Origin of the sequence: Alkalilimnicola ehrlichii MLHE-1, assembly GCF_000014785.1 — a bacterium.
GTDB classification, from domain to species: domain Bacteria; phylum Pseudomonadota; class Gammaproteobacteria; order Nitrococcales; family Halorhodospiraceae; genus Alkalilimnicola; species Alkalilimnicola ehrlichii.
The window spans coordinates 467,908-488,181 of record NC_008340.1; the positions used below are offsets into that span (position 1 = coordinate 467,908).

Genomic DNA, 20,274 nt, shown 5'->3' on the forward strand with positions numbered 1-20,274 from the left:
GCCGGGTCGCTTGCCGGGCCGAGGGGTGGTGTTGCTGCCGGGGCGGGGCGGTTAATGCCGTCAGGCCTCCGGATTGCGCACCCCTTCGGGGTCCCCTGCGCTACTCGCAAAAGAGCGGCGGCGCGAACTCGCTTCGCTCGGACAGGCGCGCCTTTTTTCCGCTCTTTTGCTGCGTTGCTCGGTGCGCAAAAGTCGGCCTGACGGCATTAACCGCCCCGCCCCGGCAGCAACACCACCCCTCCCCCGGTCAGTCCAGCAGGTCCAGGTTTCGCACCGCGCCCTTGTCCGCGCTGGTGGTCAGCTTGGCGTAGGCTTTCAGGGCCGTGCTGACCTTGCGCTGGCGGGGGGCGGCGGGCTTCCAGGCATCGCGGCCCTTGGCCGCCATGGCCTCGCGGCGGCGGGCCAATTCCTCGTCGCTGATATCGATGCGGATGCTGCGCTTGGGGATGTCGATGCAGATCCGGTCGCCCGGCTCGATCAGGGCGATGTTGCCGCCCTCGGCCGCCTCCGGGGAGACGTGGCCGATGGACAGCCCCGAGGTGCCGCCGGAGAAGCGGCCGTCGGTGATCAGCGCGCAGTCCTTGCCCAGGCCGCGGGACTTGAGGTAGCTGGTGGGGTAGAGCATCTCCTGCATGCCCGGCCCGCCCCGCGGCCCCTCGTAGCGGATGATGACCACATTGCCCTTCTTCACCTGGCCGCCGAGAATCCCCTCCACGGCGGCGTCCTGGCTCTCGAAGATCACCGCCGGCCCTTCGAAGGTGAGGATGGACTCATCCACCCCGGCGGTCTTCACGATGCAGCCCCGCTCGGCCAGGTTGCCGTAGAGCACCGCCAGCCCGCCGTCCTTGCTGTAGGCGTGCTCCAGGGTACGGATGCAGCCGCACTCCCGGTCCAGGTCCAGTTCTTCGAAGCGGGTGGACTGGCTGAAGGCGGTCTGGCTGGGGACGCCGGCCGGACCGGCCTTGAAGAAGTCGTGCACCGCCGGGTCGTCGGTGCGTTTGACGTCCCAGCGTTCCAGGGCCTCGGCCAGGGTGTCGCTGTGGACCGTGGGCACGGTGGTGTCCAGCAGGTTGGCCCGGTCCAGCTCGCCGAGGATGCCCATGATGCCGCCGGCCCGGTGCACGTCCTCCATGTGAAAGAGCGGGGTGGCGGGGGCGACCTTGCAGAGGTTGGGCACCTTCCGGGAGAGCTTGTCGATGTCGACCATGTCGAACTTGACCTCGCCCTCCTGGGCGGCGGCCAGCAGGTGCAGCACCGTGTTGGTGGACCCGCCCATGGCGATGTCCAGGCTCATGGCGTTGCGGAAGGCGGACCGGCTGGCGATGTTGCGCGGCAGGCAGCGCTCGTCGTCCTGCTCGTAGTAGCGCCGGGCCAGTTCCACCACCGTGCGCCCGGCATCGCGGAACAGGCGCTCGCGGTCGGTGTGGGTGGCCAGCAGCGAGCCGTTGCCCGGCAGGCTCAGGCCCAGGGCCTCGGTGAGGCAGTTCATGGAGTTGGCGGTGAACATGCCGGAGCAGGAGCCGCAGGTGGGGCAGGCGGAGCGCTCGTAGATGGCCACGTCCTCGTCGGAGACCTCCGGGTTGGCCGCGGCCACCATGGCATCCACCAGGTCGGTGGCGATCTCCTCGCCGCTGGCCAGCTTCGTCTTGCCCGCCTCCATGGGCCCGCCGGAGACGAACACCACGGGGATGTTCAGCCGCATGGCGGCCATCAGCATGCCGGGGGTGATCTTGTCGCAGTTGGAGATGCACACCAGCGCGTCGGCGCAGTGGGCATTGACCATGTACTCCACCGAGTCGGCAATGATGTCCCGGCTGGGCAGGCTGTAGAGCATGCCGTCGTGGCCCATGGCGATGCCGTCGTCCACGGCGATGGTGTCGAACTCCTTGCCCACGCCGCCGGCCTTTTCGATCTCTTCGATCACCAGCTGCCCCAGGTCCTTCAGGTGGACGTGGCCGGGGACGAACTGGGTGAAGGAGTTGGCGACGGCGATGATGGGCTTGTCGAAGTCGCCATCCTTCATGCCGGTGGCCCGCCAGAGGGCGCGGGCGCCCGCCATGTTGCGACCGGCGGTGGACGTCTTGGAGCGATACTGCGGCATGGTTGACCTCTGCGTTCGGGATTTCGCGGTTAGCCGTCCATTATTGGGTTTTGCGGGGCTGAGGGGAACCCCTTACCGCCATCGACCAGTGGGAAAGCCGTCACTGCCAGCAAAGCTGGAGTGGCAGTCCAGGGCCTGTGGATCGCCGCGTCGCTGCGCTCCTCGCGATGACGGGGGTGGCACCCCCACCCGTCACTGCGAGGAGCGAAGCGACGCGGCAGTCCATGCGGCGCCTGGATCGCCCCGGGCCTGCAGCCCTTGCGATGACGGGGGTGGCACCCCCACCGTCACTGCGAGGAGCGCAGCGACGCGGCAGTCTACCGCTCTGGATCGCCACGGGCCTTCGGCCCTCGCGATGACGGGGAGGGGGTCTTCAGCCCGCACCCGCAGGCCGCGTGGCGGCATCTCCGGCCGCCAGACGTCTTACGGCGCGTCTTCCGGCCGCTGGCGCTCGTGAAGCCAGTAGACCTCCTCGCCGCCGCCCTGGCGGGCGATGCGGCGGGCGGCGACGAACAGCAGGTCGGAGAGGCGGTTCAGGTAGCTGAGCAGGGGGCCGCTCACCGGGCCGTCGCTGGCGTTCAGGGCCACGACCAACCGCTCGGCCCGGCGGCAGATGGCGCGGGCCAGGTGGCAGTGGCTGGCGGCCGGGTTGCCGCCGGGGAGGATGAACTCCTTGAGCGGCGGCAGCTCGGCGTTCAGGTTGTCCAGTAGGGCTTCCAGTGCCTCCACCCGGGCGGTATCCACCGATTGGTAGCCGGGCAGGCTGAGTTCGGCGCCCATGTCGAACAGCCGGTGCTGGACCGGTGTCAGGGCCTCGCGTACGGGTTCAGGGATGTCCTGTGCCAGGACGATGCCCAGGGCGCTGTTGAGCTCGTCCAGGGTGCCGATGCACTCCAGCCGCAGGTCGGCCTTGGAGAGCCGGCGGCCGTCGGCCAGCGACGTCGTGCCCTGGTCGCCGGTGCGGGTGTAGATCTTGCTCAGGCGGTTGCCCATGTGCGCTCCCGGGTGGGTCGGGGGTGGCCGCGTATTCTACCAAGGGCGACGCCCGGTTGCCCGCTGGAGTAGCCTGATGCGGAACCGGATTTCACCCTGGACGTTTGCGGATATGGCCCCTTCACCCGTTTGCACACCCCGCTGTCTCCTGTGCCACGCGCCCGGTCCAGCGCATTTCGCCAGCCTGCGCGAGGGCGAATACTGGCGCTGTCCGGCCTGCGGGCTGACCTTCCTGCACCCGGACGGGCACCCGGATGCCGCGGCCGAGCGGGCGCAGTACGAGACCCATGAGAACGACCCGCTCGACCCCGGTTACCGGCGGTTCCTCGGCCGGTTGGCCGAGCCGCTGGTCGCACGGCTCCCGGCGGGGGCCGAGGGGCTGGACTACGGCTGCGGGCCAGGCCCGGCGTTGGCCATGATGCTGCGTGAGGCGGGTTTTCCCACCGCGGTTTACGATCCCTTCTATGTGCCGGATACGGCGCCGTTGGAACGGCAATGGGATTTCATCACCTGCACCGAGGTGGTGGAACACTTCCACCACCCGGCGGTGGAGTTCGATCGGCTCCACGGCCTGCTCCGGCCCGGGGGCTGGCTGGGGGTGATGACGGAACTGCTCACGGACGATGCCCGCTTTGCCGGCTGGCGTTACCGGCGGGATCCGACCCATGTGGCGTTCTATTCGGAGGCGGTGCTTACCTGGATCGCCCGGCGTTACGGTTACGCACTGCAGCGGCCGGGGCGGAATGTGGCGTTGTTCTGCAAACCGTGATGGCCGGCGGTGCCCGGCGGTCAGCGGTTCTGACGGCGGGTGGCACAGTCCAGGCAGAGCACCACGGCGGGATCGGCCTCCAGGCGGGCGGGGGCGATGGGCTCGCCACACTGGGGGCAGTCCCCGTACTCGCCGCGCTCGATGCGTTGCAGGGCGGCGTCGATGCGCCTCAGCTCCTGCTCGGCGCGGGCCTGGCTGGCCTTGGCCATGGCCTGGCCCTGGAGGGCGTCCATGCGGGACAGCCGCCCGGTGCGGGTCTGGTCGAGTTCCACCGTAGCAGCGGATTGCTCGCGCTGGGCCGCGTTGTCCAGCAGTTCGGCCCGGCGCTCCAGCAGTCGTTGCTTGAGTCGGGGGATGTCTGCTTCTTCAATGTGAGTCATGGGACCAGCATAACCCAGTGTTCGGGCGTCGTGTATTGAGGGAGGTTTCGGTCATGCGTATCGACCATGTCGAGGTGGAGTGTCAGCAGGGGGATATCGCAACCCAGGTGGGTATGGACGCGGTGGTGAATGCGGCGAACGCGCAGTTGATGCCCGGCGGCGGGGTGGCCGGTGCGTTGCACCGGGCCGCCGGTCCGGGGCTGGCGGAGGAGTGTGCGCCGCTGGCGCCGATCAATCCGGGGCAGGCGGTCATCACCTCCGGGCATGAGCTGCCGAACCCGTTTGTGATCCATACCCTGGGTCCGGTGTATGGGGTGGACGAGCCGGCGGAGGAGCTGCTGGCGGCCTGTTACCGCAATTCGCTGCAGCGGGCGGAGGAGTCGGAGCTCCGCTCGGTGGCGTTTCCGGCGATCTCCACCGGGGCGTTCGGGTATCCGTTGGAGCCGGCAATCCGGGTGGCGGTGGATACGGTGCTGAAGGCGATCCCGTCGCTGGAGCATGTGCGGCATATCCGGTTTGTGCTGCACGATGCGGGGATGCGGGATCAGTTCGAGCGGATCCTGGAGGAGATGGCGCAGGGGCGTTAGGCAAGCGCTGGATTGGCCGTCATCGCGAGGGCCGAAGGCTTTCCCCGTCATCGCGAGGGCCGAAGGCTTTCCCCGTCATCGCGAGGGCCGAAGGCCCGTGGCGATCCATGCGGGGTATGGACTGCCACGTCGCTGCGCTCCTCGCAGTGACGGTGGGGGTGCCACCCCCCGTCATCGCGAGGGCCGAAGGCCCGTGGCGATCCAGGGCGGTAGACTGCCACGTCGGCTTCGCCTCCTCGCAGTGACGGTGGGGGCGCTACCCCCGTCATCGCGAGGGCCGCAGGCCCGTGGCGATCCAGGGCGGTAGACTGCCGCGTCGCTTCGCTCCTCGCAGTGACGGGGGGATGGGTTCGCTCCTCGCATTGATGGGTGGGGACGGGTTCGCTCACTCGTAGTGAGTGACGGTGGGGGGCCTTCCCGCAGTGGTGGTGTGGGGCCGCCCGGGCTCAGCGGCGGCGCTCCAGGGTCTGGTAGGTGAGGGGCCAGTCGTTGGTTTCTTCGCTGGGGGGCTGCTGCTCGGCGACGACCTGCCAGTCCGCGGGGTCGATGTCGGGGAAGAAGGTGTCGCCGGGCACTTCGGTGTGGACCCGGGTGAGTTCCAGGCGGTCGGCCCGGGGTAGGAAGAGGCGGTAGATCTCCTCGCCGCCAATCACCATCACCTCTTCCACGTCGCCCGCGGCCGCCAACGCGGCCTCGGGGTCGTGGACCACGGTGCAGCCCTCGGCCTGCCAGTCCCGGCGACGGGTGAGCACGATGTTGTGGCGGCCCGGCAGGGGGCGGCCGATGGACTCGTAGTTGCGCCGGCCCATGATGAGGGGGCGGCCCTGGGTGCGGGCCTTGAAGCGCTTCAGGTCGGCGGGGATGCGCCAGGGCAGGTCGTTGTCGCGGCCGATGACGCCGTTATCGGCCAGGGCGGCGATGAGGGTGATCTCGGGGCGTGGGCTCATACGCTTGGCGGCTCCAGTCGGGTCAGCCCGGCAGCAGGGCGGGCAGCAGCGGTAGTATCAGAGCGGTCAGTATACCGGCAAGGCCGAGCCCCAGACCGGCGAAGGCGCCGGCCAGGGCGCTGATGCCGAAGGCCTGGGCGGTGCCGAAGCCGTGGGCGGCCACACCCAGGGCAAAGCCGCGGACGCTCTCGTCGCGCAGGCGCAGCACCCGGAAGACCAACGGCGCGGTGATGCAGCCCATGGTGCCGGTGATCAGGACCAGACCGGCGGTGAGCGAGGGCAGGCCGCCGATCCTTTCGGCGATGCCCATGGCTATGGGCGAGGTGACCGACTTGGGGGCCAGCGAGAGCAGGGTCTCGCGGCTGGCGCCCAGGGCCAGGGCCACGCCGACGGCGCTGAGCGCAGCGGTGGCGGCGCCCGCGGTGCCGGCGACCAGCAGCGGTATCAGCAGCTTGCGGATGCGCTCCAGGTGGTCGTAGAGCGGGATGGCCAGCGCCACGGTGGCCGGGCCGAGCAGGAAGTGGATGTACTGGGCACCGTCGAAGTAGGTCTGGTACTCGATGCCGGTGACCCACAGGAAGCCCATTAGCAGCACAATGGCCGGCAGTACGGGGTGGGCCAAGGGATGGCGGCCGGCGCGCTCCCAGAGCCAGGTGGCGGCCAGGAAGGCGAGCAGGGTGGCGGTGAGCCCCAGCAGCGGGCTGTCGGACAGAAAGACCCAGAAGGCGCCCAGTTCATCCGTCATGGCGACGCCTCCGCTGCAGCACCTGCAGCAGCCAGCCGGTGACCGCGAGGGTGAGCACGGTGCTGACTAGCAGCGCCACCAGGATGGCCAATCCGTCCTGGCCGATCAGGCGCAGGTGCGCCATCAGCCCCACCCCCGCCGGCACGAAGAGCAGCGCCAGGTAGGCCAGCAGCCCCTCCCCCGCCAGACGCAGGCCCTTGGGGACCCCGCCGCGGATGACCAGGGCGGCGAACAGCAGCATCATGCCGATCACCGGGCCGGGGATGGGCAGATGGAGGACCCGGGAGAGGAACTCCCCGACCAACTGGAAGACCAGCAACAGGGCAAAGCCGTTGAGCATGGCCTCAGTCCACGGTGGCCGCGTGTTCCCGCAGCGAGATCACCGGCCAGCCGCGGTCGAGGGCGGTCTCGCGTAGGGCCGGGTCCGGGTCCACGGCGACCGGATGCTCCACTCGCTCCAGCAGGGGCAGGTCGTTGTGCGAGTCGCTGTAGAACCAGCGGTACTCCGGGGGCGCGGGTTGCCGGGCGAGCCATTCGTCCAGTGCCTTGACCTTGCCGGCCTGGAAGGTGGGTGTGCCCACGTGGCGGCCGGTGTAGCGCCCGTCCCGCCATTCCGGTTCGGTGGCCAGCAATGCCTCCACGCCCAGCAATTCAGCGATGGGGCCGGTGACGAAGCGGTTGGTAGCGGTGATGATCATGAGCTGATGCCCCTGTTTGCGATGCTCGGCGAGCAAGCGCTCACCGGCCGGGAGCACGATGGGCCGGATGTAGGTCTCCAGGAACTCACGCCGCCAGGCCCAGAGCCTCTCCGGTGGGTTCTGCGCCAGCGGGGCGAGCGTGAACCGCAGGAAGGCGTCGATATCGAGGCGGCCTTCCTGGTAATCGCGGTAGAATCGCTCGTTGGCCTCGCGGTAGGCTTGCTCATCCACCAGGCCCCTGGCGACCAGAAACTCGCCCCACAGGTAATCACTGTCCCCGGCGAGCAGGGTGTTGTCCAGATCAAAGATTGCCAGCTTCATGTTGTGCTTTCCGAGTCCCATGAAAACCAACTAATGTTAACAGCCAAGGGCGGTATGCTGGGCGGGAAGCGGGGAGGCGCCCATCGCGTTTGTTTGGAACGGCTCGACTATGAAAGAATAAGTTAGGGCAACGACTGGCTCGAGGTTTTGTAAGTGGTTGATTCGGATGGTTTCAGGCCCAATGTCGGGATAATTCTGGCGAATGCGGCCGGCCAGGTCTTCTGGGCCCGGCGTATCGGTCAGAATGCCTGGCAGTTTCCCCAGGGGGGGATCAAGGCCCAGGAGACCCCCGAGGAGGCCCTCTTCCGCGAGCTCGAGGAGGAGGTGGGGCTGGCGCCGGCGGATGTGGAGGTGATGGGCTGCACCCGGGGCTGGCTGCGCTACCGCCTGCCACGCCGCCTGATCCGCAGCCGAAGCCGCCCCGTCTGCATCGGGCAGAAACAGGTCTGGTTCCTCCTGCGGCTGGTGGGTGAGGAGGAGCAGGTGCAGCTTGACCGCTCCGAACGCCCGGAATTCGACCACTGGCGCTGGGTGGACTTCTGGCATCCGGTGCAAGAGGTGGTGTTCTTCAAGCGGCGGGTCTATACCCGGGCCCTGCAGGAGCTCGGCCCGCTGCTCTTTCCGGACGGCCTGCCCCGGCAACCCCCGGTCGGCCGGCCCCGGCGCTCCGCCCCTCCGCGCGGCTGCCGGCGCGCCTGAGATCGGGAGTCATCGGCATGCTCGAGGTTCTGCACCGCATTTCACGCGAGGTCAACGCCGCACCCGGGCTGCGCCAGGCTCTGAGCATCATCGTCAAGCGGGTCGCTGACGCCATGAAGGTGGACGTCTGCTCGGTCTACCTGATGGACCCGGAGACCGAGCGCCTGGTGTTGATGGACACCCGTGGCCTCAATCCCGATGCGGTTGGCCGGGTACGGCTGCGCCTCTCCGAAGGGCTGGTGGGCATGGTGGCCGAGCGCGGCGAGCCGATCAATCTGGACAACGCTTACGACCACCCCCGCTTCCGCTATTTCCCCGAGACCGGGGAGGAGCTGTTTCACTCCTTTCTCGGCGTGCCCATCGTCCACTACCGCAAGCTGCTGGGCGTACTGGTGGTGCAGCAGATGGCGGAGCGCCGTTTCGACGAGGATGACGTTGCCTTTCTGGTGACGCTGGGTGCCCAGCTGGCCGGCGCCATCGCCCACGCCGAGGCCAGCGGTGGCCTGGACGGGTTGCGTGACGGGGACGTGGCGCAGGGGCGCATGCTCCAGGGCCTGCCCGCTGCACCGGGCGTCGCCATGGGGACCGCGGTGGTGCACTCGGCCCAGGTGGACCTGGAGTCGGTGCCGGACCGCGACCCGGAGGACATCGAGGAGGAAAAGCGCCAGTTCATGGTCGCGGTGCGGGCGGTCCGTGAGGAGCTGGGGCGCCTTTCCAAAGAGTTGGAGGGCACCCTGTCCTCCGACGAGCACATGCTGTTCGATGTCTACTTGCGCATGCTCGACGACGACAGTCTGGTCGGGGAAACGCTCCGGGCCATCGAGGCGGGTAACTGGGCGCCCGGTGCCCTGCGCGAGATTATCGGCGGCCATGTGCAGGTCTTTCAGGACATGGAGGACCCCTACCTGCGGGAACGCGCCAGCGACATCCGCGACCTGGGCAGCCGCATCCTGGCGCGCCTGCGGGAGGACACCCGCCGGAGCCGGCCCTTGCCCGAGCGGGTGATCCTGGTGGGCAAGGAGGTGAGCGCGACCCAGTTGGCCGAGGTGCCGCAGGATCACCTCGCGGGGGTGGTCTCCGCCTCCGGCACCCGCAACTCCCATGTGGCGATCCTGGCCCGGGCGCTGAGTGTGCCGGCGATTATGGGGGCCTCCGACCTGAGTACCGGGCGTTTGGATGGCAAGCCGGTGATCGTCGACGGCTATTCCGGGCGTTTCTACGTCCAGCCCAGCGATGCGGTGCGCGAGGAGTACGAGCGTCTGGCCCGGGACGAGGCGGAGTTTGCCGATAGCCTGGAAAGCCTCAAGGATGAGCCGGCGGAGACGCCGGACGGGTATCGCATCAAGCTGCTGGCCAATACCGGGCTGATCTCGGACATTAACCTGTCGCTGGCCAGCGGTTGTGACGGCATCGGCCTGCACCGCACCGAGTTCCCCTTCATCGTGCGCGACCGCTTCCCCGGTGAAGAGGAGCAGGCCATGCTCTATCGCCGGGTGTTGGAGTATTTCCGCCCACGCCCGGTGGTGTTGCGGACGCTGGATATCGGCGGTGACAAGTCCCTGCCCTATTTCCCGGTCCATGAGGAGAACCCCTTCCTGGGCTGGCGGGGCATCCGGCTCACCCTCGACCACCCGGAGATCTTCCTCACCCAGCTTCGGGCGATGGTGCGGGCCAACATCGGCAACGGCAATCTGCGGGTCATGTTCCCCATGATCAGCCGTCTGCACGAGGTGGATGAGGCCAAGGCGCTGCTCGCCCGCGCGGTGGAGGAGCTGCGCGAGGAGGGCATGGAGGTGGAGATGCCCCCGGTGGGCGTCATGGTGGAGGTGCCTGCCGCCGTTGCCATGGCCGACAAGCTGGCCCAGCGGGTGGCCTTCCTGTCCGTGGGCACCAATGACCTCACCCAGTACCTGCTGGCGGTGGATCGCAACAATGCCCGGGTGGCGGCGCTTTACGACGAGCTGCACCCGGCGGTCCTCAACGCCATTGCCCAGGTGGTGGACTCAGGCCGGCAGTATCGCTGTCCGGTCAGTGTCTGTGGCGGTATGGCGGGTGATCCGGCCGGTGCCATCCTGCTCCTCGCTCTGGGCGTCAGCAGCCTGAGCATGAGCGTGGCCAGCCTGCTGCGCATCAAGTGGGTGGTGCGCAGTATCAGCCGGGAGAGGGCCACGGAGCTGCTTACCCTGGCGCTGGATATGGAATCACCCGATGACGTGCGGGCGATGCTGAAACGGGCCCTGGACGAGCAGGGGCTGGGTGGCCTGATCCGCGCCGGGAAGTGAGGGCGTACGAACGGGATCGTTTTGCAGTTGACAATAGCTCTCATTTGGGTCTAATTTTGGATCCAGACAGGAGGTGGCCATGTACGTATGTCTCTGCAAAGCGATTACCGACCGCGACGTGCGCCAGGCACTGGATGAGGGCTGTTACTGTATGCGCGATCTCAAGGAGCGGCTGGGCGTTTGCAGCGCCTGTTGCAAATGCGCCCCGGCGGCCAAGGCGCTGCTCAATGAGTACATGGCCGATCCCAGCGTGGCGGCACTGGCCCGCAGAGTCGCCTGATACGCGCCCGAGCCGTTGCGTCCAGGGCGCACGGTGTTCGCCAGTGCGCCCCAGGCTGCTAGAATTTTGGATAACCCTATCCATTAGCACACCGATAAGGAGCGCACCATGCAGGGCGACAAGAAAGTCATCGAATACCTCAACCAGGCCCTCAAGCTCGAACTGACTGCGATCAACCAGTACTTCCTGCACTCGCGCATCGCGGGTGACTGGGGCCTGACCAAGCTCGAGGAAAAGGAGTACGAAGAGTCCATCGACGAGATGAAGCACGCGGATGAGTTCATCCAGCGCATCCTCTTCCTCGGCGGTATGCCCAACCTGCAGGACTATGGCCGGCTGCGCATCGGTGAGAACGTCCGCGAGATCCTGCAGGCGGACCTGGAGGGTGAGCACGAGGGCCGCAAGCTCTACCAAGAGGCCGCGGGCTATTGTGATCAGGTGCAGGACTACGTCACCCGGGATCTGTTCAAGACGATCCTGGCGGACGAGGAAGGCCACATCGACTGGCTGGAGACCCAGCTCGACCTGATGGATCGGGTGGGCGAGCAGAATTACCAGCAATCGCTGATGTGAGTCGCCGCCGCGCCGGCACCAGACGCCGGTGCCCCGGTCGTTGCAGAGACGAAAAAGGCCGGTCCCATGGGGGCCGGCCTTTTTCGTGTGCGCTGGGTGCTGCCCTGAGGGCGGTCAGAAGGGTTTTACCACCGCCAGAACCACCACCGCGATCAGCACTAGGACCGGTAATTCGTTGAAGACGCGGTACCAGCGGTGGCTGCGAGTGTTGCGGTCGTCGCGAAACTGTTTCAACAGGTGGCCGCAGTAGACGTGGTAGCCGATGAGCAGGGCCACCAATACCAGCTTGGCGTGCATCCAGCCCTGGGACAGCCAGCCCGGGATCAGGATCAGCAGCCAGATCCCCAGCCCCACCGCCACGATGGCGCTGGGGGTCATGATGCCCCGGTAGAGCTTGCGCTCCATCACCTTGAAGCGCTCAATCCCGGTGCGGTCCTCGGCCATGGCGTGGTAGACGTAGAGCCGGGGCAGGTAGAACAGGGCGGCGAACCAGGTGACCACGGCGATGATGTGAAAGGCCTTCACCCACAGGTACATGATCAACCCCGCTCCAGCATGCGCTCGATCTGGCCACGAACCCGCTCCATGTCGAGCAGCCCCAGGCGTTGCCAGACCACCCGGCCGTCAGGGTCGATCAGATAGGAGGTGGGGGTGACGCGGACCTCGCCGAAGCCTTGGGAGACGCTGCGGTCCTGATCATGGGCGATGAGGTAGCTCATCTCCCGGGCCTCCACCAGGGCCTTGATCAGCTCCGGGTCGTCGTAATGCATGGCTACGCCGATCACTTTCACCCCCCGCTCCGCCATGTCATCGTGGAGGGCCTGCAGATGGGGGATCTCGTCGATACAGGTGGGGCAGTCGGTGGCCCAGAAGGTCACCAGCACCGGCTGCCCGCGCAGCGTCTCCAGCGCCACGGTCTCGCCCTCCAGGGTGTTGAAGGTGACGTCCGGGCGCGATTTGCCCTCCCAGGGGGCGATGACCAGCAACGCCACCGCGACCAGGGCCACTGCGCCGGCCGCGACAGCCAGCATCTTTCGGGTGTTGCTCATCGGAGACTCCGCCGGTTGGATGAACGGCCCCTAGTTTACCGGTGCCCGGCCCTTCGGGAAATCGGGCCTAGTGCAAATACTGATACTCCAGCTCCTGCCGGGTAACCACGCCGAGGTGGTGTTGGATACCGGGGGCCACGGTCTTGACCACGCACAGGGCCTCCGCCTCCCGCTCCTGGAACAGGGCCAGGGCCTCCCGCAGGCTGGCCCGGTACTCGATGCTGGCCGGCTCCAGCCGTTTGGCCGGAATGGCCAGCAGGTCCACCTCCGATTGCGGGTCCGTCTGCAGGTGGTGGAGGACATCAGCCACCGGCACCAGGGCCAGTGGCGCCTTGTCCGGGGTCTCGCCGAGCAGCAGAATCCAGCGGGGCTGCTGGTCCAGGGCCGCCTCCAGCGCGGTGCGGGAGACCTGGCGGGGAAGGGTGGTCAGGCGCCGGTCCATGATGCGGACGATGCCGAGCCGGCTGAGCTTCTGAAGCAGTGGATCGCTGCGGAAGTCGAGGCCCCGGCGTCGGAGCTGGTGCAGGTAGACTGAGTCCTTGCCGAACAGCTCGCCGGAACAGAGTACGGCGGTGGCGATGGTGAGCATGCCGGGCAGGATGATATTGGGGTTGGCGGTGAGCTCCAGCATGGCAGTCAGCGCCGCCAGGGGGGCGCGCAGCGTGGCCCCCATCATCGCACCCAGCCCGAGCATGACGTAGAGGCTGGGTTCTGACGCCATCTCGGGGAACAGCGCCTGCGCGGCTTGGCCCAGCAGTCCGCCCGCGGCCGCACCGATGACGACAGTGGGACCGATTAGGCCGCCGGGGATACCCAGGCCCACGGCCAGGGTGCTGGCCAAGAGCTTGGCCGCCACCAGCGCCACCAGGGTGATCGTGGCCACCTCGCCGAGCAGGATGAGGTTCACGGTCTCGTAGCCGACACCCATGACCTCGGGCAGGGCCAACCCGATCAGGCCCACGGCCAGGCCGGCCAGGGTGGTGCGCGCGGCCAGCGGCCAGCGGGTCAGGCTGTTGCTGAAGAACATCAGGCTTTGGATGAAGGCGGCCGCCAGGGTGCCGATGAGCAGGCCACAGACCAGTAGCCAGCCGAGCTCGCCGAGGCTTTCCAGGTGCACCGCCGGGACGGAGAAGGCCGGGGTGTTGCCATAAACCAGTTGGGTGACCACGGTGGCGGTCACCGCCGAGAGCATGACCGGAAGAAAGCCGCTGAGGGTGTATTCGAGCATCACCACCTCCATGGCGAAGATCACCCCCGCCAGCGGCGTGTTGAAGGTGGCGCCGATGGCGCCGGCCACCCCGCAGGCGACCAGCGTGCGCAGGCTGTTGTTGGGCAGGCCCAGCCGCTGCCCGAGCAGACTGCCGCTGGCGGCGCCGAGGTGGATGGCCGGCCCCTCGCGGCCCACGGAGTGGCCGCTGATCAACGCGGTGCTGGCCCCTACGAACTGGGCCGCGGCGTTGCGCCAGCTCATGTAGCCCTGGTGATAACCGAGGCGCTCCATCACGTGGACCACCCCGGTGCCCCGGTGCTCGGGGCGCAGCCACTGCAGCATCAGCCCGATCAGGGCCCCACCGATCACCGGCAGCAGCACTCGCCAGTGCGCCGGCAACGCCCAGAATTGCTCGGGGCCCCCCAGCAGGCCGGTCTGGCTGCTCTCCACCACCCAGCGAAAGCCCAGGATGACCCCCCCGGTGGCCAGCCCGCAGAGGACCGCCAACAGGGCCATCAACCCCAGGGCATCGTGGGCGGACAGACGCAGGCGCAGCTGGTCCAGCAGATGCTGGAGGCTGCTCATGCCGCCGGCTTCGCTTTTGTTGTCGGGTCACAGCTCATAGAATAGGGAGTTTACCTATTTGCGGAGGCAGCACCATGATCGAGGTCGGCATCGTCGGAGGGACCGGGTATACGGGTGTGGAGTTGCTGCGCCTTCTGGCGCGCCATCCCGAGGCCCGGCTGCGCGTGATCACCTCCCGTGGCAATGCCGGCACCCGGGTGGACGAGCTCTTTCCCTCCCTGCGCGGTGAGGTGGAGCTTGCCTTCTCGGAACCGGACGTGGACCGGCTCGCCGCCTGCGATCTGGTTTTCTTCGCCACCCCCAACGGCACGGCGATGCAGATGGTTCCGGACCTACTGGCCCGGGACACCCGGGTGGTGGACCTGGGGGCGGATTTTCGCCTCAAGGACGTGGAGACCTGGTCGCGCTGGTACGGCATGACCCACGCCTGCCCCGAACTGGTCGCCGAGGCCGCGTATGGCCTGCCGGAGTTGAACCGGGAGGCCATACGCGGTGCCCGGCTGGTGGCCAACCCCGGCTGCTACCCTACCGCTGTCGGCCTGGGCTGGCTGCCGTTGCTGGAGGCGGGGCTGGTCGAGACCCGCGGCCTGGTGGCGAGCTGTGTCTCCGGGGCCTCCGGGGCCGGACGGGCGGCGAATGTCGCTACCTTGCTGTGTGAGGTCAATGAGAGCTTCAAGGCCTACGGCGCCGATGGCCACCGCCACCTGCCGGAGATCCGCCAGTCCCTGGCGCAGGTGGCGGGCGGTGCGGTGGAGCTGACCTTCGTGCCCCACCTGGTGCCCATGACCCGCGGGATGCACGCCAGCCTCTACGCCACCCTCCGCGGGGATGCCGGTGATCTGCAGGTATTGTTCGAGCAGCGTTATGCCGACGAGCCCTTTGTCGACGTGCTGCCGGCCGGTGCCCATCCGGAGACGCGCACGGTGCGCGGCACCAACCTCTGCCGGCTGGCCGTGCGGCGGGCGCCGGAGAGCGATCAGGTCATCGTCCTGTCGGTGATCGATAACCTGACCAAGGGGGCGGCCGGCCAGGCGGTGCAGAACATGAACCTCATGTTCGGGTTGCCGGAAACGGCCGGACTGGATGCGCCCGCGGTGCTGCCCTGACCCCTCCCATTCGGGATGCCCTACCTCTCTTATGGGTAGTTGACCGTGGGGCCAGGGGCGCAGACAATAGCGCTAACGATGTTGTGAACAGGCCCGGAGGCTTGTGAGATGAGCGAAACCGCACAGAGTTACGATCCCACCGAGGACTTCCAGGCGCTGGTGGTCACCGACAGCGCCGCCGCCCGGGTGGCGCAGCTGATCGCCCAGGAGGAGTCGGACGACCTCAAGCTGAGGGTGTTCGTCAGCGGTGGGGGCTGTTCCGGCTTCCAGTACGGGTTCACCTTCGATGAGCGCATTGAGGAAGGGGACAGCGTTGTCGAAAAGGACGGTGTGACCTTCCTGGTTGATCCGATGAGCAGCCAGTATCTGATGGGCGCCGAAATCGACTTCGTGGAGGGGATCGAGGGCGAGCAGTTCGTCATCCGCAACCCCAATGCCACGACCACCTGCGGCTGCGGCTCATCCTTCTCCATCTAGCGCCCGCGTACCCGTTCGACCCCCGCCCAGGCCGCGTGTCCCCCCGGATGCGCGGCCTTTGTTGTCCCGCCTTTCCGGAGCCCGCAGGGGCGCTCAGCCCGCGGGGAAGATCCCACCCAGCGGCGCGGCCTGGCGCGCCCCGGTGACCTCGGGCAGGTTGCCGGGCAGGCCGGCGAGGGTTCGGTAGGCCAGCCAGGCGAAGGCCATCGCCTCCAGCCAGTCCGGGTCGAGTCCGGCCTCCGTGGTGGGGGTCAGCTGGCAGCCGGGGCACCGGGACGCCAGCGCCGCCGCCAGCGCCCGCCACAAGGCGGTGTTGTGGATGCCGCCGCCACAGATATACAGCTGGCGCACACCGGGCAGGGCCTCGGCCAGCGCTGCAACCGCGCTCTGGGCGGTAAAGGCCAGCAGGGTTCGTTGCACGTCCTGCGGAGCCGGTGGGGCGCCCGGTAACGCATCCAGTTGTCGGTGCAGCCAGTCGGGGCTGAAGTATTCCGGGCCGGTGCTTTTCGGCGGTGGCCGTTTCAGGTAGTCATCGTTCAGCAGCCGCCGGAGCAGCCCGGTGTGCAGCGCGCCCCCCGCGGCCCAGGCCCCATCCCGGTCGTAGGTCCCGTCCCGGTGCTGCCGGAACCAGGCGTCGAGCAGGGTGTTGGCGGGGCCGGTGTCGAACCCGGTGACCGGTGCCGTGTCGGTGCCTGGCAGGAGCGTGAGGTTGGCGATACCCCCCAGGTTGAGCACCGCGCGATCCTCCCCGGCTTGCCGCAGGCAAGCGGCGTGAAAGGCCGGAACCAGGGGCGCGCCCTGGCCACCCAGGGCCATGTCCCGGCGGCGGAAGTCGGCGACCGTGGTGATCCCGGTCTCCGCCGCGAGCCGGGAGGGGTCCCCCAATTGGACGGTGGTGGGGTAGGGGCCGTGGGGGCGGTGATAAACCGTTTGCCCGTGACTGCCGATGGCGATGACCTCCGCGGCACCGGTTTTGGCCTCGGACAGCAACCGGCGGGCGGCCTCCGCGTGCAGCCGGGCCACCTGCTGGTCCAGATCGAGCAGGGTGTCGAGGGGGGTTTGGGCATCCACCCGGTGCAATGCGGAAGCCAATGGCCCGGGGATGGGGTGACCCAGGGCCCGACACAACCGCGGCTGCCCGCCCCGGATCTCCACCAGGGCGGCGTCCACCGCATCGATGCTGGTGCCGGAGATCAGCCCCAGGTAGAGCCCGTCGCGCGGGGCCGATGCCGCTCCGGCGTTCACTCTCCGCTCTGCTGCGCCACCTGAGTCGCCGACTCGCGCTGATCGCGTTCCAGCTGGGCGAGCATCGGATGAGTGGTGGCCCGGAAGTCCGCCATGTGCTCCTGCGGGATCGGGTCGGCCTTGGGCAGGGCAACTTTGAGCGGATCCCGCGGGTTCCCGTTGACGTGGAACTCGAAGTGCAGGTGCGGCCCGGTGACCATGCCAGAGCCACCCAGGTAACCCACCACCTGACCCCGCCGGACCCGATCGCCCTGGGACAGGCCGCTGGCGTAACCGGACATGTGGGCGTACAGGGTGGTGTATTCGCTGCCGTGCTGGATGATCACGGTGCGGCCGTAGCCCCCCTTCCAGCCGCGATGCACCACTCGCCCGGATCCCGTGGACCGGATGGGTGTGCCCACCGGGGCGGCGTAGTCCGTGCCGTAGTGGGGGCGGCGTACCCCCAGCACCGGGTGCTTGCGGTTGAGATCGAAGTGCGAGGTGATCCGGTCGTAGTCGATGGGGTGGCGGTTGAAGGCCCGGCGCAGGCTCTCCCCCTCCGGGGTGTAGTAGTCGGGGTCGGCGCCGGGCGGGGCATAGCGCACCGCCTGCAACCGCTCACCCCGATGCACCAGCTCCGCGGCGAGAATGTGGCCGTCACGCACCTTCTCCCCGTTCTGGTAGATCTCCTCGTAGACCAGGTGGAACTCGTCGCCGGCACGCAGATCGCGCCCCAGGTCGAGCTGCTGGCCGAACACGGAAGCAAGCTGCATGATCAGCCGGTTGCTGAGCCCGGCACGCCGGCCGGCAATATAGAGCGAGGAGTCCACCGTGACCGAGGCGCGAGCCACCTGCCGCTCCTCGGCCTCCTGGAAGGTCTGGGCCTGGAACCCCTCCTCGGTGCGCTCGATATAGAGTGTCTGCCCGCGGCTGAACTCGTAGCGCAGATGCGCCAGTCGGTCGTCGCCATCCCGGACCACTTCGATGATGTCGCCCGGATGCACGCGCGTCAGCCGCTCGGCTTCCTCTCCGGCCTGCATCAGGTCGTGCACCTCGCGGGCCGAAAAGCCCGCCCAGTTGAACAGCCGCGCCAGGCTGTCACCACTGCGGACCTTGAGGGATTCCCAATCCAGCCCATCCAGGTGGGCAAGCGGGTCCGTCGGGCCGTCGTCGCGCCCCGGCTCCGCCAGGGTGCCGTTATCCAGCCAGTCCTGTTCGTCCAGCCACCCGGTGCCCCGTGAGCCCAGATCGCCGTCACCGCCCTCGTCACGACCCGGTTCGTAGCTGGCGTGCAGGAAACCGCCCTGCGGCCATTCGATGCCCGCCAGTTGAAGCACGTCCACCGACGGCGCTGCCCGGTACTGCGGCAGTTCCGCGGTAAGCGAGGGCTCCGCACCATCGCCTTCGGGGCCGAGGCCGGTCAGGGCGAGCGCGCCCACTGCCACACCGATGGCACTGATAGCCAGCCAGCGGAGCTTGAAGGGTAGACGGATGCCCGCGGGGAAGCGGGAACGCGGGCGTTTCTTGAAATCGAGATCGTAAATGCGGGTGTTGGACACACCGGCCCCCCAGGGAGTTGGTTCTTGGGATTGCCGCAACGATAGCCACGTTCTGAGCCCGCAGTCAACGTATTAGCGTGCATTCTTTAATCACGGTCGAGACATGATAGTGCCTCTTTCCGGCCAATTCGCTAGAATCCACGCCTCATCGCCGGTGTTTCCAGTCCGGCTGCGGTAAATCGCCGCACGAATAACCAGCTGATGCGGAGGGAAAGAGATCATGACCGAGGCAAATGATGCCATGGCACTGTTGCGCCGCGGTGCCGAGGAGATCCTGCTGGAGAACGAGCTGCGGGACAAGCTCCAGTATGATCGTCCGCTGCGCGTCAAGGCCGGCTTCGATCCCACCGCGCCGGACCTTCACCTGGGCCATACGGTGCTGATCAATAAGCTGCGTCAGTTCCAGGATCTGGGGCATGAGGTCTACTTCCTGATCGGTGATTTCACCGGGATGATTGGGGACCCCAGCGGCAAAAGCGCCACCCGCCCCCCACTTACTCGCGAGGAGGTGCGCGACAACGCCCGCACCTACGAGGAACAAATCTTCCAGGTGCTGGATCCGGAGCGCACCCAGGTGGTGTTTAACTCCGACTGGATGAACGATTTCTCCGCTGCGGACATGATCCGGCTGGCCTCCCACCATACCGTCGCGCGCATGCTGGAGCGCGACGACTTTCATAAGCGTTATGCCGCCCGCCAGCCCATCGCCATCCACGAGTTCCTCTACCCGCTGGTCCAGGGGTACGACTCGGTCGCCCTGAAGGCGGACGTCGAGCTGGGCGGCACCGATCAGAAGTTCAACCTGCTGGTGGGGCGGGAGCTACAGAAGGCCTACGGCCAGTCTCCGCAGACGGTGCTGACCATGCCCTTGCTGGAGGGGCTGGACGGCGTGCAGAAGATGTCCAAGTCGCTGGGCAACTACGTGGGGATCAAAGAACCGGCTGAGGAGATGTTCGGAAAGCTGATGTCCATCTCCGATGACCTCATGTGGCGCTACTTCCTGTTGCTCAGCTTCCGACCGGAGAGCGAGATCGAGCGGCTCCGCCGTGACGTCGCCGAAGGGCGCAATCCCCGGGACGTCAAGTTTGAACTGGCCGAGGAGATCGTCACCCGATTTCACGACGCGCGCGCGGCGGCGCGCGCGAGAGAGGTGTTCATCGCCCGGTTCCGGAAAGGCGCCATGCCGGAGGAGATGCCGGAACACACCCTGCCCGCCGACGATGGCGGCCTGGCCCTCGATCGGTTGCTCAAGGGGGCCGGCCTGGTGGCCAGCACCTCGGACGCCCGGCGCATGCTCAAGCAGGGCGCGGTGCGCATCGATGGCGAGCGTGTGGAGGATCAACGACTTGTGGTGCCCGCCGGCGAGACCCATGTCTATCAGGTGGGCAAGCGCCGTTTCGCCCGTGTGACCGTGGCGTGAAAAGCAGTTGACAGCGTTCCTGAGCGGCCTATAATGCCGCCTCTCGTCACGGCGAGGCGGTGATTTTGCCGGTCTCTGGGGTTGTTCTCCGGGGGTGCCACGAGAGGGATTGACAAGGGGGTGCGTCGGTGTAGAATGCGCGCTCTTGAACGGCGGCTAGGGAGGCTGCGAGGCCCTACGGGGCGGGCCCTGAGGGGTGCCAGGGAGGGTTGACAGGCTGTCATGTTGCGGTAAGATATGCAGCCCTTGCGAGGCGAAGGCCTTGCGCT

At 67.7% G+C, this 20,274-nt stretch carries 21 protein-coding genes; 9 read left to right on the forward strand and 12 right to left on the reverse strand.

Going from position 1 to position 20,274, the window contains the following annotated elements:
- Positions 1–247: 247 nt before the first annotated feature.
- Both ilvD and MLG_RS02105 read right to left on the reverse strand, forming a co-directional pair.
- The gene (gene ilvD, locus MLG_RS02100; protein ID WP_011628168.1) at positions 248–2,101 is read right to left on the reverse strand and encodes a dihydroxy-acid dehydratase; all 1,854 of its coding nucleotides are present in this window, start codon (positions 2,099–2,101) and stop codon (positions 248–250) included.
- Positions 2,102–2,524: 423 nt separating this feature from the next.
- Positions 2,525–3,094, reverse strand: a complete 570-nt coding sequence (locus MLG_RS02105; RefSeq protein ID WP_011628169.1) for a cob(I)yrinic acid a,c-diamide adenosyltransferase — start codon at positions 3,092–3,094, stop codon at positions 2,525–2,527.
- Positions 3,095–3,206: 112 nt separating this feature from the next.
- Here MLG_RS02105 and MLG_RS02110 point away from each other — a divergent pair, with 112 nt between their 5' ends.
- Positions 3,207–3,863: a class I SAM-dependent methyltransferase gene (locus MLG_RS02110; RefSeq protein ID WP_156774621.1), complete on the forward strand. Its 657-nt coding sequence runs from the start codon at positions 3,207–3,209 to the stop codon at positions 3,861–3,863.
- A gap of 20 nt (positions 3,864–3,883) precedes the next feature.
- On the opposite strand, the gene MLG_RS02115 is transcribed toward MLG_RS02110, so the two are convergent.
- Entirely contained in the window at positions 3,884–4,243 is a 360-nt protein-coding gene (locus MLG_RS02115; protein ID WP_011628171.1) for a TraR/DksA family transcriptional regulator, read from the reverse strand.
- Between the two features lie 53 nt (positions 4,244–4,296).
- Between MLG_RS02115 and MLG_RS02120 the strand changes: the two genes are divergently transcribed.
- Positions 4,297–4,830: a macro domain-containing protein gene (locus MLG_RS02120; protein ID WP_011628172.1), complete on the forward strand. Its 534-nt coding sequence runs from the start codon at positions 4,297–4,299 to the stop codon at positions 4,828–4,830.
- A 446-nt stretch (positions 4,831–5,276) separates the two neighbouring features.
- On the opposite strand, the gene folA is transcribed toward MLG_RS02120, so the two are convergent.
- The 4 genes from folA to MLG_RS02140 are packed head-to-tail and all read right to left on the reverse strand — an operon-like array spanning position 5,277 to position 7,541.
- Positions 5,277–5,777: a type 3 dihydrofolate reductase gene (folA, locus tag MLG_RS02125; RefSeq protein ID WP_011628173.1), complete on the reverse strand. Its 501-nt coding sequence runs from the start codon at positions 5,775–5,777 to the stop codon at positions 5,277–5,279.
- Positions 5,778–5,799: 22 nt separating this feature from the next.
- Positions 5,800–6,522 carry an LrgB family protein gene (locus MLG_RS02130; protein ID WP_011628174.1) on the reverse strand — a complete coding sequence of 241 codons (723 nt, stop codon included), beginning with the start codon at positions 6,520–6,522 and terminating at the stop codon, positions 5,800–5,802.
- Entirely contained in the window at positions 6,512–6,862 is a 351-nt protein-coding gene (locus tag MLG_RS02135; RefSeq protein WP_011628175.1) for a CidA/LrgA family protein, read from the reverse strand. The genes MLG_RS02130 and MLG_RS02135 overlap by 11 nt, the downstream gene beginning before the upstream one ends.
- 4 nt (positions 6,863–6,866) lie before the next feature.
- Positions 6,867–7,541 carry a histidinol-phosphatase gene (locus tag MLG_RS02140; protein ID WP_041717876.1) on the reverse strand — a complete coding sequence of 225 codons (675 nt, stop codon included), beginning with the start codon at positions 7,539–7,541 and terminating at the stop codon, positions 6,867–6,869.
- Between the two features lie 153 nt (positions 7,542–7,694).
- Here MLG_RS02140 and MLG_RS02145 point away from each other — a divergent pair, with 153 nt between their 5' ends.
- From MLG_RS02145 to bfr, 4 genes are all read left to right on the forward strand, one after another.
- Positions 7,695–8,240, forward strand: coding sequence for an RNA pyrophosphohydrolase (locus MLG_RS02145; RefSeq protein WP_011628177.1), 546 nt, complete (start codon positions 7,695–7,697; stop codon positions 8,238–8,240).
- Positions 8,241–8,257: 17 nt separating this feature from the next.
- Entirely contained in the window at positions 8,258–10,522 is a 2,265-nt protein-coding gene (gene ptsP / locus MLG_RS02150; RefSeq protein ID WP_011628178.1) for a phosphoenolpyruvate--protein phosphotransferase, read from the forward strand.
- A 79-nt stretch (positions 10,523–10,601) separates the two neighbouring features.
- The gene (locus MLG_RS02155) at positions 10,602–10,802 is read left to right on the forward strand and encodes a (2Fe-2S)-binding protein (protein WP_011628179.1); all 201 of its coding nucleotides are present in this window, start codon (positions 10,602–10,604) and stop codon (positions 10,800–10,802) included.
- A 108-nt stretch (positions 10,803–10,910) separates the two neighbouring features.
- Positions 10,911–11,375, forward strand: a complete 465-nt coding sequence (bfr, locus tag MLG_RS02160) for a bacterioferritin (protein ID WP_011628180.1) — start codon at positions 10,911–10,913, stop codon at positions 11,373–11,375.
- Between the two features lie 114 nt (positions 11,376–11,489).
- Here bfr and hemJ read toward each other — a convergent pair whose 3' ends face one another.
- The 3 genes from hemJ to MLG_RS02175 form a co-directional block, all read right to left on the reverse strand.
- On the reverse strand, positions 11,490–11,912 hold the full coding sequence (hemJ, locus tag MLG_RS02165) for a protoporphyrinogen oxidase HemJ (protein ID WP_011628181.1): 423 nt from the start codon (positions 11,910–11,912) through the stop codon (positions 11,490–11,492).
- A 2-nt stretch (positions 11,913–11,914) separates the two neighbouring features.
- Complete coding sequence (locus MLG_RS02170; RefSeq protein ID WP_011628182.1) at positions 11,915–12,424, reverse strand: TlpA family protein disulfide reductase; 510 nt, start codon at positions 12,422–12,424, stop codon at positions 11,915–11,917.
- Between the two features lie 67 nt (positions 12,425–12,491).
- Entirely contained in the window at positions 12,492–14,219 is a 1,728-nt protein-coding gene (locus tag MLG_RS02175; protein ID WP_011628183.1) for a chloride channel protein, read from the reverse strand.
- Between the two features lie 74 nt (positions 14,220–14,293).
- Here MLG_RS02175 and argC point away from each other — a divergent pair, with 74 nt between their 5' ends.
- Positions 14,294–15,325, forward strand: a complete 1,032-nt coding sequence (gene argC / locus MLG_RS02180) for an N-acetyl-gamma-glutamyl-phosphate reductase (RefSeq protein ID WP_011628184.1) — start codon at positions 14,294–14,296, stop codon at positions 15,323–15,325.
- A gap of 108 nt (positions 15,326–15,433) precedes the next feature.
- A complete protein-coding gene (erpA, locus tag MLG_RS02185; protein WP_011628185.1) occupies positions 15,434–15,802 on the forward strand; it encodes an iron-sulfur cluster insertion protein ErpA in 369 nt (122 codons plus the stop codon).
- 93 nt (positions 15,803–15,895) lie between these two features.
- On the opposite strand, the gene MLG_RS02190 is transcribed toward erpA, so the two are convergent.
- Both MLG_RS02190 and MLG_RS02195 read right to left on the reverse strand, forming a co-directional pair.
- Complete coding sequence (locus tag MLG_RS02190) at positions 15,896–17,047, reverse strand: anhydro-N-acetylmuramic acid kinase (RefSeq protein WP_011628186.1); 1,152 nt, start codon at positions 17,045–17,047, stop codon at positions 15,896–15,898.
- Positions 17,044–18,585, reverse strand: coding sequence for a M23 family metallopeptidase (locus tag MLG_RS02195; RefSeq protein ID WP_011628187.1), 1,542 nt, complete (start codon positions 18,583–18,585; stop codon positions 17,044–17,046). The genes MLG_RS02190 and MLG_RS02195 overlap by 4 nt, the downstream gene beginning before the upstream one ends.
- 220 nt (positions 18,586–18,805) lie before the next feature.
- Here MLG_RS02195 and tyrS point away from each other — a divergent pair, with 220 nt between their 5' ends.
- Positions 18,806–20,005, forward strand: coding sequence for a tyrosine--tRNA ligase (gene tyrS, locus MLG_RS02200; protein ID WP_011628188.1), 1,200 nt, complete (start codon positions 18,806–18,808; stop codon positions 20,003–20,005).
- The last annotated feature ends 269 nt before the right edge of the window (positions 20,006–20,274 follow it).